Annotated in this window: 13 protein-coding genes; all 13 read left to right on the top strand. The window is 32.2% G+C overall.

Annotated features, from left to right (window positions below):
• The first annotated feature begins 100 nt into the window (after positions 1–100).
• Complete coding sequence (locus ACVHXK_RS04255) at positions 101–568, top strand: hypothetical protein (RefSeq protein WP_461205122.1); 468 nt, start codon at positions 101–103, stop codon at positions 566–568.
• Between the two features lie 13 nt (positions 569–581).
• Positions 582–2,087 carry a sodium:solute symporter family transporter gene (locus ACVHXK_RS04250; protein WP_461205121.1) on the top strand — a complete coding sequence of 502 codons (1,506 nt, stop codon included), beginning with the start codon at positions 582–584 and terminating at the stop codon, positions 2,085–2,087.
• A 107-nt stretch (positions 2,088–2,194) separates the two neighbouring features.
• Complete coding sequence (locus tag ACVHXK_RS04245; RefSeq protein ID WP_461205120.1) at positions 2,195–3,586, top strand: sigma-54 interaction domain-containing protein; 1,392 nt, start codon at positions 2,195–2,197, stop codon at positions 3,584–3,586.
• 204 nt (positions 3,587–3,790) lie between these two features.
• The gene (locus tag ACVHXK_RS04240; RefSeq protein WP_461205119.1) at positions 3,791–4,816 is read left to right on the top strand and encodes a 3-oxoacyl-ACP synthase; all 1,026 of its coding nucleotides are present in this window, start codon (positions 3,791–3,793) and stop codon (positions 4,814–4,816) included.
• A gap of 11 nt (positions 4,817–4,827) precedes the next feature.
• Positions 4,828–6,123 (top strand): acetyl-CoA hydrolase/transferase family protein, encoded by a 1,296-nt coding sequence (locus ACVHXK_RS04235; protein ID WP_461205118.1) that lies wholly within the window; start codon positions 4,828–4,830, stop codon positions 6,121–6,123.
• Between the two features lie 91 nt (positions 6,124–6,214).
• Positions 6,215–6,955, top strand: a complete 741-nt coding sequence (fabG, locus tag ACVHXK_RS04230) for a 3-oxoacyl-[acyl-carrier-protein] reductase (protein WP_461205117.1) — start codon at positions 6,215–6,217, stop codon at positions 6,953–6,955.
• Entirely contained in the window at positions 6,955–8,148 is a 1,194-nt protein-coding gene (locus ACVHXK_RS04225; protein ID WP_461205116.1) for an acetyl-CoA C-acetyltransferase, read from the top strand. The genes fabG and ACVHXK_RS04225 overlap by 1 nt, the downstream gene beginning before the upstream one ends.
• A gap of 169 nt (positions 8,149–8,317) precedes the next feature.
• Entirely contained in the window at positions 8,318–8,734 is a 417-nt protein-coding gene (locus tag ACVHXK_RS04220; protein WP_461205115.1) for a MaoC family dehydratase, read from the top strand.
• Positions 8,735–9,020: 286 nt separating this feature from the next.
• Positions 9,021–10,160, top strand: coding sequence for an acyl-CoA dehydrogenase (locus tag ACVHXK_RS04215; RefSeq protein WP_461205114.1), 1,140 nt, complete (start codon positions 9,021–9,023; stop codon positions 10,158–10,160).
• A gap of 12 nt (positions 10,161–10,172) precedes the next feature.
• Positions 10,173–10,958: an electron transfer flavoprotein subunit beta gene (locus tag ACVHXK_RS04210; protein WP_461205113.1), complete on the top strand. Its 786-nt coding sequence runs from the start codon at positions 10,173–10,175 to the stop codon at positions 10,956–10,958.
• A 27-nt stretch (positions 10,959–10,985) separates the two neighbouring features.
• Positions 10,986–11,990 (top strand): electron transfer flavoprotein subunit alpha/FixB family protein, encoded by a 1,005-nt coding sequence (locus ACVHXK_RS04205; protein ID WP_461205112.1) that lies wholly within the window; start codon positions 10,986–10,988, stop codon positions 11,988–11,990.
• Between the two features lie 381 nt (positions 11,991–12,371).
• A complete protein-coding gene (locus ACVHXK_RS04200) occupies positions 12,372–12,812 on the top strand; it encodes an RrF2 family transcriptional regulator (RefSeq protein ID WP_461205111.1) in 441 nt (146 codons plus the stop codon).
• Between the two features lie 361 nt (positions 12,813–13,173).
• A complete protein-coding gene (gene cysK / locus ACVHXK_RS04195) occupies positions 13,174–14,100 on the top strand; it encodes a cysteine synthase A (protein ID WP_461205110.1) in 927 nt (308 codons plus the stop codon).
• The last annotated feature ends 15 nt before the right edge of the window (positions 14,101–14,115 follow it).

The following is a 14,115-nucleotide window of genomic DNA, read 5'->3' as shown; positions in this document are numbered from 1 at the left end:
TTTATTCTAAAAAACTTTGAAAACCTTGATATATAAAGATTTAATAAAGAAAGTAGTGTAAAAAACTTTACACTAACTAAAAGTATAAGGAGGTTTTTATATGAAAGCAAACGATACATGGGTAAAGGTTTTACTTATTGGAAGTATTATTATGCTTGTTGCGATGGTTACAAAAAATGCCAATATATTAGCGTTTGGTTTTCCAATAGTATGTTTCAGCTGGATGTGGCTTGGGGCACTTAAAAAGGGTAAAGTGTATGGTGTATTAAGATATGGATTGATTTCTTTACTTGTAATTTGGTGGGGCGGATTTTTTGCAATGCTTAACTTTGATATGTCTAAACTTAATGGATTTGTATTAGGATTTCCAAAAGCAACAGCAATTATGATATATATTGTATGGCTTCTTCCATTATTTACAGGTACATGGCTTTTTGGGAAAAGATTTAAAAAAGACTATTTAACTGATGAAGATATTATAGAATTTAATGCCAGGGTAGGATCAAATATTGCTACAGAAAAAGAGTTAAAAGAGTTAAAAAATAAGTCTACTAAAATCGAATTATAGGGGGATTTAGTGTATGAATACTATTAGATTAGTTATTGCTTTATATATGGTTGTAGTTCTTTTAATTGGTTTCTATGCAATGAAAAGAACTAAAAATTCATCAGATTTCTATGCTGCAGGTAAAAGTTTAGGGATAGTGGCAATTGCAATGGCATCGTTTTCTGCAGCTATTTCTGGATTCGTTTTTGTAGGAGGTCCAGGATTATTTTATAATTTAGGTATGGGTACATTGTGGCTTACTTTTCCTACATCAATTTCTTTTGCTATGTGTTGGATTATAATGGGTAAAAGAATGAGGTTATTGACGGAATCAGAAGGTTGTGTAACAACACCAGATGCAATTTTTGCTAGATATAAATCTAATAGAACTAGATTAATTGCAGCTGTCGCAACTATGGTAGGACTGCTTTTATATCTTGCTACTCAAATAAGTGCATTAGGGTTTATTTTAGCACCTATATTTAATATAAATTTTATAACAGCAGTTATAATTGGAATGATAATTGTAATAATATATTCAGCAGCAGGAGGAATGCTTGCGGGTGTTTATACAGATGTTTTTCAAGGTGGAATGATGGCAATAGCATCTATACTTATTGTTATTTTTGCAGTAAAAGAAGGTGGCGGGATACCAAATATGTCAACAATTATTGCAGGGTCAGCTGATGGGGCTGCAGCAATTTCAAATCCTTGGGGAGTTATTTCACCAGGACTAGCTATGGGGTGGTTCTTCTGCTTATCAATTGGTATAGTAGGTCAACCACATATAGTTCATAAATTTTATATGCTCAAAGATATAAATAAATTAAAGTGGGGTCCACTGATAGGTGCTATACCTGCTATGCTGGGGGGATTATTCTGGGTAAGCATTGGATTATGCGTAAAATATTTAGCTGTAAGTGGATTATTACCTCAACAAGCAATGGACTTGTTAGCTGCTAGTACTGATAACGCAGTAGTTGTTTTCTTAAATAGCTATGTACCTAAATTTATAGCTGGAATGGTTTATGCTGGAATAGTTTCAGCGGTAATGTCTACAGCAGATTCATTTATAAACATAGTTTCAGCATGTATAGTTAAAGATATTCCAGCGGCAATGAATAAAAAATTAACATCTAAACAAGAATTAAATTATGGAAGAATAACAGTTGTAATACTTGCCATTTTAACAATAATAATATCTTTTACTGCAGGAACAAAAGGGATAGCTGTTCTTGGTGCCTTTGGATGGGGAACTTTTGCTGCTGCATTAGCACCTGCTTTAGGTATAGGTTTAAATTGGAAGAGAGCTACAGAAAAAGCAGCCTTTTGGTCAATACTGATAGGTTTAGTAGGAAATGTAGCATTTGAAATAGGAAGTAAAATGAAAATGGCATGGTATGTAAATAGTTTTGGAAAATTAGGAATATACAATGGAACATTTATGCTTGTAGTATCAATAATTATATTTATTTGCGTTTCTTATATTACTCCACAAGAAGAACTTTCAGCAGGAGTAGATGCAGCTATGGATATCTAATTTAATAAAAATGAGAAGGCTGGGTTGTACCTGGCCTTTTCTAAATAAATTCTAAAGATAAAGAATTTTTGATATAATAGAATTAGCAATTGAATTGGGGTGGTGAAATGATAACTATAATGAATAGTATAGGATTTAGAGAATTTTGCTATGAAATTTTTGATAAATTACCAATAGCAATAGATATTGTAGATAAAGATGGGAACATTCTCTATATGAATAGGTGTTTCTTAAAATTTTTAAAGCTAAGGGAAGATGATATTCTTGGAAGACACGTTTCAGAAATAAATCATAATTCTAGGTTCCCAGATGTGCTAAATAATAAAAAAGCAGAAATTGCATGGGGACATAAATTTGAAAATGGAAAGGAAGCAATTGTTCATAGACTTCCCATTATTGATGATAATGGAGAAATTATAGGTGGTTTTGGGATGGTCTTATTTGAGAATATAAAAGAAGTTAGAGATATTCTAGATAAGTTTCAGCACCTTGATTCAGAACTGAAAAAATATAAGAGTACTATTGCAAAGTTAAATTGTGCTAAGTATACACTTTTAGATATAGTAGGCGAATCAGAAGAAATAGCAAAATGTAAAAGAAAAACAAAGAAAATTGCTAGGGTTAATTCAAGTATATTTATTTTTGGAGAAAGTGGAGTAGGAAAAGAACTTTTTGCCCATTCTGTTCATAATGAGAGTAATAGAAAAGATAAACCATTTGTTAGTATAAACTGTTCAGCAATTCCTGAAAATTTGATAGAATCAGAATTATTTGGTTATGAAGATGGAGCGTTCACTGGGGCTAAGAAAGGTGGAAATGTTGGTAAATTTCAATTAGCCCAAGGAGGAACTATTTTCTTAGATGAGATAGGGGAAATGCCTCTTTACCTTCAAGCAAAACTGCTTAGAGTTCTTCAAGAAAAAGAGGTTTATCCTATTGGAGCAAGTGCACCTGTTGTAATTGATGTAAGAGTCGTAAGTGCTAGCCATAAAAACTTAATGCAATTAGTGGACAAGGGTCAATTTAGAGAAGATCTATATTATAGATTAAATGTATTGAATTTAAATATACCACCTTTGAGAGAAAGAAAAGATGATATAAAGCTTTTATCAGAAGATTTTTTAAATAAATTTTATAAAGAGACAGGTATGTATAGAAATATACCTAAGAATGTAATGGATATACTTAAAAAATATGATTGGCCTGGTAATGTTAGGGAGCTTTTTAATATACTTGAGAAACTTTGTGTCAATTCAGAAGATGTGAATGTAAGTATACATGATATACCATCAGCGGTTATTAATAAAGCAATAGCAAAAGATCATAAGATTAAAAATAATAAATTAAAAGACATATTAAGTTCTGTGGAAAAAGATATTATTATTGAAACTTTAAAAGAGTGTAATCATAATAAAAGTGAAGTAGCTAAAAAACTTGGTATCCCAAGAGTAAGTTTATACAGAAAACTTGAGGAATACGAGATTGAATATAAATATTAACTAAAATAATATAAAAGAGAATTTTGTAACAAATTGGTACAATGTTATATTTATTAACACTAACCTAGCATATTAATGCTAGGTTTTTTATGTTTATATAGGTAAATATAGTTGGCATAAGTTTTGCTATTAATATATAGTGCGAGGTATAAAAGAATGATTTGATTTGAATTATATATATTAATTTAAGGTGGAGGTGTATTTATGAGAGATCATGTAGGTATTGTAGGATTTGGGACCTATTTGCCAGATAAGAAGGTTACTGCAGAAGAAGTAAGTGAGATGACAGGTGGTGTTTGGTCTGAAGATGCTGTAAAAGAAAAACTTGGATTTTTACAAAAATATGTTCCAGGCGAAGATGATGGTACACAAGAAATGGGTGTCAAAGCGGCACTAGATTGTTTAAAGAATACAGGGGTAGACCCTATGGACATTGATATGATTATATGTATAGGAGAAGAATGGAAAGAATATCCACTTACAACTTCGGCTATGTATATTCAAGAAAAAATAGGTGCATATAAGGCTTATGGATATGATATTAGTCAAAGATGCTGTACAACTATAACAGCTATGAAAATAGCTAAAGACACCATGATGTCTGATGAAAACGTTAAGACTGTACTTGTTTGTGGTGGTTATAGAAATGGGGACTATATAGATTATACAAATTCACGTGTTAGTTTTATGTATAACCTCTCAGCAGGAGCAGGTGCGGTTCTTCTTAAAAAGAACTATGGTAAAAATGAATTGTTAGGAACTTCTATATTAACTGATGGTTCCTTCGCTAGAGATGTTGCTGTTGTATATGGGGGAACTTTAAATCCGATAAACAATGAAAATCTAGATAAAGCTTATAAGAGTTTAGATGTTTTAGATGTTGTAGGAATGAAGAAGAGATTAAATGAAAAATCAACACCAAATTTCTTGTTTGTAGTAAGGGATTCCTTGGAAAAGAGTGGATATACACAAGAGGATATTGATTATTTAGCAATACTTCATTTTAAATATTCTGCTCATAAATATATTTTATCAGAGCTAGGAGTAAATGAGCAAAATTCTATATATTTAAAAGATTATGGACACATGGGTCAGATAGACCAAATTTTATCTATGAAATTAGCACTTGAAGAAGGAAAAATTAAAGATGGAAGTATAGTAGTTTCAGTTGGTGCTGGAATTGGATATGCTTGGGCAGCAAATACAATAAGATGGGGCGAAATTAGATAAGGAGGAATATTATGTTTTTTAATGATGAATTAAAGAAAAAAACAATAACTCTTGAAGATTCATTGCAAATGGTTAAATCAAATGATGAAGTAGTTGTTGCTCTTGCAGGGGCAGAACCAATTGGATTTTTATCAAATTTACACAAAGTAAAAGATAAGGTTGAAAATGTTTCTGTAGTAACATGCTTGAATATGGGTAATTATGAGTTTTGTTCTAATCCTGATATGAAGGGTCATTTTATTAATGAAACATGGTTTTATTCTCCGCTTACAAGGAAAGCACATAAACAAGGAACGGCAACATATATTCCAAACCATCTTCATTTAGCAGCAACAAAAAGACTTCAATATAAGAAGCCTAATATATTTATTGGGACAGCAACTCCTATGGATAAGCATGGTTATTTTTCTCTTTCCTTATCGGTTACTTATGAAAGGGAAATGGTTGAAGAGGCGGATATTGTAATTTTAGAAATAAATGAGAATTTACCTAGGGTACTCGGAGATACAGCAGTTCATATAAGTGAAGTTGATTATATCTATGAAAATAATTGTAATATTCCAGAATTACCTATAGTAGAACCTAGTGAAATGGATCTAAAAATAGGTGGTTATATTGCTGAACTTATTGAAGATGGATCAACTATTCAACTTGGGATAGGAGGCATTCCAAATGCCGTTGCTAAATCCTTAATGAACAAAAAAGATTTGGGTGTTCATACTGAAATGATAACAGATGGAATGGTTGAGCTCTACGAGGCTGGAGTAATAAATAATAGCAGAAAAACAATTCATAAAAATAAGTTGATAGGAACCTTCGCTCTAGGGTCTAAAAAACTTTATGATTTTATTGATAATAATATGGGAGTTGAACTCAAAAGAGGAGCTTATACAAATGATCCATACATTATAGGACAAAATTATAAAATGGTTTCAATTAATACTACACTCCAAGTTGATTTGACTGGCCAATGCGCCTCAGAATCATTAGGGTTTAAGCAATATAGTGGAACAGGTGGACAATCTGATACAGCTATTGGTGCTCAGAATTCTGAAGGTGGAAAATCAATTATAGCTTTATATTCTACAGCAAAAAGAGGGGCTATTTCTACTATAGTACCTGCATTGAGTCTTGGGGCAGGGGTATCTCTTTCTAGAAACGATGTAGATTATGTTGTAACAGAATATGGTGTAGCGGAAATGAGAGGCAGGTCTATTAGGGAAAGAGTTGATAACTTAATAAATATTGCTCATCCTGAATTTAGAGAAGAATTAAGAAAAGAAGCAGAGAAATATTTCATTTGGTAAGTTAGATTTATATATTAAAACTTTATTTTAAGGATAAAGGTTAAGTTTTGCTATGAAATAGTATAAAGAAAGTATAATAGGGGGTATTGTAATGAGATTAGAGGGTAAAGTAGCTGCTATTACTGGTGCAGGTAGAGGTATTGGCGCAGAAACTGCAAGGAAATTTGCAAAAGAAGGTGCAAAGGTAGTTGTATGTGATATTAACGAAAATGATGTTAATGTTATGGTGAAAGAAATAGAAGCACTTGGTGGAGAAGCTTTAGGCTTAGCTGTAAACGTTACAGATAGAGAAGCAGTAGAGAAAATGATTGAAGATATTAAAGATAAATTTGGGAAAATAGATATATTAGTTAATAATGCTGGAATTACAGCAGATGCTCAATTGGTAAAAATGAAAGAAGAAGATTGGGATAAAGTAATAGCCGTAAATCTTAAAGGTGTGTTTAATTGTAGTCAAGCTGCAGCTAAAGCAATGGCTGAACAAGGAAGCGGAGTAATATTAAATGCTTCTTCAGTGGTAGGTTTGTATGGTAATTTTGGACAAACAAATTATGCTGCTACTAAGTGGGGTGTTATTGGTATGACAAAATCTTGGGCTAAGGAACTAGGAAGAAAAGGAATAAGGGTAAATGCAGTAGCACCTGGATTTATATTAACTCCAATGACTGAGAAAATGCCAGAGAAAGTACTAGATTCAATGAAATCAAAATCACCTTTTAAAAGATTAGGTATGCCTGAAGATATAGCAAATGCATATGCGTTTTTAGCATCAGACGAAGCTAGCTTTATTACAGGAACTGTACTTAGTGTTGATGGTGGTGTTGTTATATAATGGGAAACTTAAGAGAAGTAGCTATAGTAAGTGCAGTAAGGACACCTGTTGGATCTTTTAATGGAAAACTTAAATCTATGAGTTCAGTAGACCTTGGAGTTATAGCAGCAAAAGCGGCAATAGAGAAAGCAGGAATAAGTTCAGATATAATAGATGAAGCAATTATAGGAAATGTACTTCAAGCAGGACAGGGACAAAATGTAGCAAGGCAAATAGTAATAAAATCAGGGTTAAAAGAAACTGTTCCAGCTATGACCATCAATAAAGTTTGTGGTTCAGGTCTTAGAACAGTAAGCATGGCTGCTCAATTTATAATGCTAGGAGATGCTGATGTAGTATTAGCAGGTGGAACTGAAAGTATGAGTAATGCACCTTATTTATTAAATCAGGCTAGAAGCGGTATGAGAATGGGTAATGGTGAGATTGTAGACTCTATGATCAATGATGGATTATGGGATATATTTAATAATTATCACATGGGTATTACAGCAGAAAATATAGCAGAAAAATGGAATATTACTAGAGAAGATCAAGATAGGTTTGCTTTCGAGAGCCAAGTGAAGGCTGAAATGGCTATAAGAGGTGGCAAATTTAACGATGAAATAGTTCCAGTAGAAGTACCTCAAAGAAGAGGAGAGCCAATTATAGTAGAAGAAGATGAGTATCCTAAGTTTGGTACTACTTTAGAAAAATTAGCTAAATTAAGACCAGCCTTTAAAAAGAATGGAACAGTAACAGCAGGAAATGCATCAGGTATAAATGATGGAGCGGCTATGTTTATATTAATGGCTAAAGAAAAAGCAGAAGAACTTGGATTAGAAATTTTAGCTACAATTAAATCCTATGCTTCAGCAGGTGTAGATCCAGCAATAATGGGATATGGACCAGTACCATCTTCAAGAAAAGCTTTAGAAAAAGCAAATATTACAGTAAAAGATTTAGATTTAATAGAGGCCAATGAAGCCTTTGCAGCTCAATCCTTGGCAGTAGCAAAAGATATGGAGTTTGATATGGTAAAAGTGAATGTTAATGGTGGAGCAATTGCACTAGGACATCCTATTGGAGGAAGTGGAGCTAGAATATTAGTTACACTACTTCATGAAATGAAAAAAAGAGATTCTAAGTATGGACTTGCAACACTTTGTATAGGCGGAGGTCAAGGAACAGCTATAGTTGTTGAAAGAGAAAAGTAAAAGAATACAAGCCGGCGACCTTTTATGGCGCTGGACTTAAGTATTCTTTAGAATTGTACACTCTACATTTCATACTATTATTAAAATAAAAACTTTATTCTGTAACTAATAGTATAAATATCAAAAATATTTTAAAACAGAGTTTGTTAAAAAGAGGGGGATTAGCAAAATGAAAGGTAAAACAATTAAGGAATTAAAGATTGGTGATAAAGCATCATTTCAAAAAACTATAACTGAGACTGATGTTTATCTTTATGCAGGTATTACAGGTGATATAAATCCTGCACATATTAATGAAGAGGTTTCAAAAGATACTATGTTTAAGGGTAGAATAGCACATGGAATGCTTACAGCAGGTTTAGTTTCAGCAGTGTTAGGGGTTCAGTTACCTGGTCCTGGAACAATATATCTTGGACAAGAATTAAAGTTTACGGCTCCAGTTCATTTTGGAGATACTATAAAGGCAGAAGTTGAAGTAAGTGAAATGATTGAAGAAAAAAATAGAATAAAATTGACTACAATATGTACAAATCAAAAGGGCGATATAGTATTGAAAGGTGTAGCTACTGTAATGCCACCTAGATAATAAATATATTCGACATATTAAACGTCATGGGCATTAATGTTAGAAAATTAACAAATCAGTTTTGGAATAAAATATCAATTAGCAATTTTCAATTAGCAATTAAGGATGATTTTGCTACGCAAAATCTTTTAATCAATTAAATAATTAAAGATTTTCTGACCAAAGGGAAGAAAATCAACATTAATTGCAAATTGAACATTGCAAATTGAACATTATTTTTTAAATTAACAACTCTTTAAAATATAGCCAAATAAAAATAAAAATACAGATAAAAGGAGGTATATTTGTGGACTTTCAAATAAGTAAAGAACATAAAATGCTAAGAAGTATGTTTAGAGAATTTGCAATAAATGAAGTTGAACCTTTAGCAGAAGAGGTTGACGAAAAAGAAATGTTTCCTGTGGAGACTGTTAAAAAAATGGCTAAATGCGGTATTATGGGGATTCCATTTCCAAAAGAGTACGGTGGTCAAGGTGGGGATGTTTTAGCGTATGCTATGGCTGTTGAAGAATTGTCAAAAGTATGTGCTACAACAGGAGTTATTCTTTCGGCGCATACATCTTTGTGTGCAAGTCCTATATATGAATTTGGTACAGAGGAGCAAAAACAAAAATATTTAGTACCTTTAGCTAAAGGAGAAAAATTAGGAGCTTTTGGACTTACAGAGCCAAATGCAGGGACTGATGCTTCAGGACAACAAACAAAAGCAGTATTAGAAGGCGATTATTATATATTAAACGGATCTAAAATATTTATAACAAATTCAGGTTATGCTGATGTGTATATAATTATGGCAATGACTGATAAATCTATGGGTACAAGAGGAATTTCTGCATTTATTGTTGAAAAAGATTTTGAAGGTTTTTCTGTTGGTAAAAAGGAAGCTAAGATGGGTATCAAAGGCTCTGCAACTTCTGAATTAATATTTGAAAATTGCAAGGTTCCAAAAGAAAACTTATTAGGTAAAGTTGGTAAAGGATTTAAAATTGCTATGAAAACTCTTGATGGTGGAAGAATTGGAATTGGAGCTCAAGCATTGGGAATAGCCCAAGGAGCCATTGATGAAACAGTTAAGTATGTAAAAGAAAGAAAACAATTTGGAAGATCAATAGCTAAATTTCAAAACACACAATTCCAGCTTGCAGATATGGAAACAAAAACAGAAGCTTCAAGATTGCTTGTTTATAAAGCAGCAAATTGTAAAGATAACAAATTACCATATGGTGCAGAAGCAGCTATGGCAAAACTTTTTGCTTCAGAAACAGCAATGGAAGTTACAACAAAAGCAGTTCAGTTACATGGTGGATATGGATATATGAAGGAATATCATGTAGAAAGAATGATGAGAGATGCAAAAATAACTGAAATTTATGAAGGAACATCTGAAGTTCAAAAAATGGTCATTTCAGCAGGAATGCTTAGATAAGGAGGCGTATTTATGAATATAGTAGTTTGTATAAAGCAAGTGCCAGATACCACAGAAGTTAAATTAGATCCTAAAACAGGAACACTTATAAGAGATGGAGTTCCAAGCATTATCAATCCAGATGATAAAAGTGGACTTGAAGCGGCATTAACATTAAAGGATAAATTAGGAGCAAAGGTAACAGTAGTTTCTATGGGACCACCTCAAGCAAAAGAAGCATTGATAGAAGCTTTTGCTATGGGAGCGGATGAAGCTATATTAGTAACAGATAGAGCATTTGCAGGAGCGGATACTTGGGCTACATCAACAACCTTAGCAGCAGCTCTAAAGAAATTAGACTATGATTTGATTATTGCAGGAAGACAAGCAATAGACGGGGATACAGCACAAGTTGGACCTCAAGTTGCTGAACACTTGAATCTTCCTCAAGTTAGTTATGTTGAAGAACTTGAAGTTCAAGAAGATAGTTTAATTTTAAAAAGAGTATTTGAAGATGGATATCATAAACTTAAAGTTAAAATGCCATGCTTAATTACTACACTTAGTGAAATGAATAAGCCAAGATATATGTCAGTTGCAGGTATTCTTGATGCATATAGAGAAAAAGAGATTATAACTTGGACAGTAAATGATTTAGAAGTTGATAGGGATAATATAGGACTTAAGGGTTCACCTACAAAGGTTAAAAAATCATTTACTAAGGGAGCAAAATCTGCAGGTAAATTATATGAGGATTTAGATGAGAAAGAAGCAGCAAGGGTAATAGTAGATAAATTAAAAGAAAAATTCATAATATAGGACGAAAATTAGAAGGAGGGGAATACTATGAATATATCAGAGTATAATGGAGTTTTTGTCTTTGTTGAACAAAGAGATGGAAATATCCAAAAGGTTTCTCTTGAAATATTAGGTAAAGCAAGAGAAATAGCAGAGAAATTAAATCAAAAGGTTACAGCAGTTTTTCCAGGATTTAATATAGGAGAAAAAGCGGCAACTTTAATAGCTCATGGAGCAGATAATGTTTTGTTTGTAGATGATGAAAATTTGAAAATATATACTACAGAACCTTATGCAAAAGTATTAAATCAAATAATAAAAGAAAAGAAGCCAGAGATATTCTTAATAGGAGCAACAGCTATAGGTAGAGATTTAGCTCCAAGAGTATCTGCAAGAATTCATACAGGACTTACTGCAGATTGTACATCACTTGATATTGATGAAGAAACTAACAATTTAATGATGACAAGACCTGCTTTTGGTGGAAATATTATGGCAACAATTGTTTGTCCAGACTATAGACCTCAAATGTCTACAGTAAGACCAGGAGTTATGATAGCTCTTGAAGAAGATAAATCTAGACAAGGTGAGATTCAAGAAGTAAAGGTTGAATTTAATGAAAAGGATATTAATGTAGAAGTTCTTGAAGTAGTAAAAGAGACAAAAGAAAAAATTAATATAGAAGAAGCAAATGTACTTGTATCAGGAGGAAGAGGAGTAGGAAATCCTGAAAACTTTGATTTATTAAAGAAACTTGCAAGTGAATTAGAAGGACAAGTTTCAGCCTCACGTGCAGTTATAGATGCCGGGTGGATGGAGAGAGATCATCAAGTAGGACAAACAGGAAAAACTGTAAGACCTGACTTGTATTTTGCATGTGGAATATCTGGTGCAATTCAACATCTAGCAGGAATGGAAGAATCCGAATTTATCGTTGCTATAAATAAAGATGCAACAGCTCCGATTTTTGAAGTTGCAGATTTGGGGATAGTAGGAGATTTAAATAAAGTAATACCAGCAGTAATAGAAGAATTAAAAAATTTAGCAGAATAAAAGTAAAATAGAATAAAAAAGAAAACTGATTTTATAAAAGCTTCCTAATAATGATTCATTTATTAGGAAATTTTTATTTTTTTGCATTATATATACTGGTTATGCTACAAAAAATAATTTAGTTGAACTTCAACAACAATATATAGCATCAGAATGTATCAAGCTGCGGTAGATATTGTGGCTGATTTTAGTTCAACTTAATTTTTTAAGATACAGTTTTAATTTAGGTAAAGAATAAATTGGTATTAATAATTTTATTGCTGAGGAAATAGGAGTGAAATAACTAGTTGACAAATAATAAAATGGATAATATAATAAACCTATAGGAATACTAGGAAATAGAAAACGCAAAACGCAAAACAGTAAATAGGAAGTGATGCTTTGAAAATATCCACAAAAGGAAGATATGGACTAATAGCAATGACTAGAATAGCCTTTAATTCAAAAGGTGGAGCTAGAGTATCCATAAAGCAAATATGCGAAAAAGAAGAGATATCAGAAAAATATATGGAACAAATCATATCAGCTTTAAAAAAAGGTAAATTAGTAAATAGTATAAAAGGTCAAGGTGGGGGATATATATTAACAAGACCACCTGAAGAAATTACCGTTGGAGATATTCTTCGTGCTTTAGAAGGAAGTTTACATACAACAACTAAAGAAGAAGACCAGAATGGAAGTGTGTTATCACGATGTATTAACGATAGTGTTTGGAATAAATTCAATCAAACTATTGATAAATTTGTTGATTCTATAACACTAGGAAACTTAGTTGAAGATTATTACTCATCACTGAATAGTGGAGTGATGTACTATATTTAATGACAATGCACAATTTACAATGCACAATGCACAATTAAGGAGGATTTTCTTCCCGGTGGTCAGAAAATCTTTGAATTAATTAAAAGATAGTGTGAAGTGTGAAGAGTGAAGTGAAAGAACTTTTTCCCTTAAGGGAAAAAGGAGAGAATAAAACGAATGGTATTAAGGCAAAAGAGTTTTTTTGAAAAAGTAGGTTAAATAATTATTTTAGTATTTGATTAAGGATTTAATTAAGGTTTTTAAATTAGGTTTTAATAAAATAAAGATTCTCCGAGGAACGAGGAGAATCATCATCAATTGTGCATTGTACATTGTGCATTGTGCATTGAAATAAATGTATTAAATAAAAGGAGAGATAAATATGAAAATAGTAAAGAATATAACAGAGTTAATAGGAAATACACCGATGATGGAGCTTGTTAATTATGAGAAGAACAATAATATAGATGCAACGATTATTGGCAAGATTGAGTATTTTAATCCGGGTGGAAGTGTTAAGGATAGAATTGGATTTAATATGATAAAAATGGCAGAAGAAAAGGGTCTAATAGATAAAGATACAGTTTTAATTGAGCCAACTAGTGGGAATACAGGCGTTGGTCTTGCTCTTACAGCAGCAGCAAATGGATACAAGTTAATTATTACAATGCCAGAATCTATGAGTATTGAAAGAAGAAAATTACTTAAAGCTTACGGTGCTGAACTTATTTTAACACCAGCGGGACAAGGAATGAAAGGTGCTATTTCAAAAGCTGAAGAACTTGCTAAAGAATATGAAAATTCATTTATTCCTCAACAATTTGTAAATCAAGCAAATGCAGATGCACATAGAAAGACTACGGCTTTAGAAATATTAAGAGATACAGATGAGAAAGTAGATATTTTAGTTGCAGGGGTTGGAACAGGAGGATCAATTACTGGAATAGGAGAAGTCTTAAAAGAGAAAAATCCTAATATAAAGGTAGTTGCAGTTGAACCAATTGATTCAGCAGTATTATCAGGAGGAAATCCCGGTCCTCATAAAATACAAGGAATTGGCGCTGGATTTATACCAGATGTTTTAAATACAGATATTATAGATGAAATAGTTAAGGTGAAAGGCGAAGAAGCATTTGCAACTTCTAGAGAACTTGCTAGAACAGAAGGATTACTTGTAGGAATTTCTTCAGGGGCAGCAGTTTTTGCAGCAAAAGAACTTGCTAAAAAAGAAGAAAACAAAGGTAAAAATATAGTTGTTATTTTGCCAGATAATGGGGAAAGATATCTTTCTACTACGTTGTTTGAGTAGGGTAAAGAAAAACAA

The organism is Clostridium sp. DL1XJH146, from assembly GCF_054819755.1.
The sequence above is the reverse complement of the archived record's forward strand: the minus strand, read 5'-3'. Positions and strand labels throughout refer to the sequence as shown.

Bases quoted from the DNA above. Each gene is read 5' to 3' on its own strand.
- ACVHXK_RS04255 (WP_461205122.1), top strand. From the start codon at position 101: ATGAAAGCAAACGATACATGGGTAAAGGTTTTACTTATTGGAAGTATT.
- ACVHXK_RS04250 (WP_461205121.1), top strand. From the start codon at position 582: ATGAATACTATTAGATTAGTTATTGCTTTATATATGGTTGTAGTTCTT.
- ACVHXK_RS04245 (WP_461205120.1), top strand. From the start codon at position 2,195: ATGATAACTATAATGAATAGTATAGGATTTAGAGAATTTTGCTATGAA.
- ACVHXK_RS04240 (WP_461205119.1), top strand. From the start codon at position 3,791: ATGAGAGATCATGTAGGTATTGTAGGATTTGGGACCTATTTGCCAGAT.
- ACVHXK_RS04235 (WP_461205118.1), top strand. From the start codon at position 4,828: ATGTTTTTTAATGATGAATTAAAGAAAAAAACAATAACTCTTGAAGAT.
- fabG (WP_461205117.1), top strand. From the start codon at position 6,215: ATGAGATTAGAGGGTAAAGTAGCTGCTATTACTGGTGCAGGTAGAGGT.
- ACVHXK_RS04225 (WP_461205116.1), top strand. From the start codon at position 6,955: ATGGGAAACTTAAGAGAAGTAGCTATAGTAAGTGCAGTAAGGACACCT.
- ACVHXK_RS04220 (WP_461205115.1), top strand. From the start codon at position 8,318: ATGAAAGGTAAAACAATTAAGGAATTAAAGATTGGTGATAAAGCATCA.
- ACVHXK_RS04210 (WP_461205113.1), top strand. From the start codon at position 10,173: ATGAATATAGTAGTTTGTATAAAGCAAGTGCCAGATACCACAGAAGTT.
- ACVHXK_RS04205 (WP_461205112.1), top strand. From the start codon at position 10,986: ATGAATATATCAGAGTATAATGGAGTTTTTGTCTTTGTTGAACAAAGA.
- cysK (WP_461205110.1), top strand. From the start codon at position 13,174: ATGAAAATAGTAAAGAATATAACAGAGTTAATAGGAAATACACCGATG.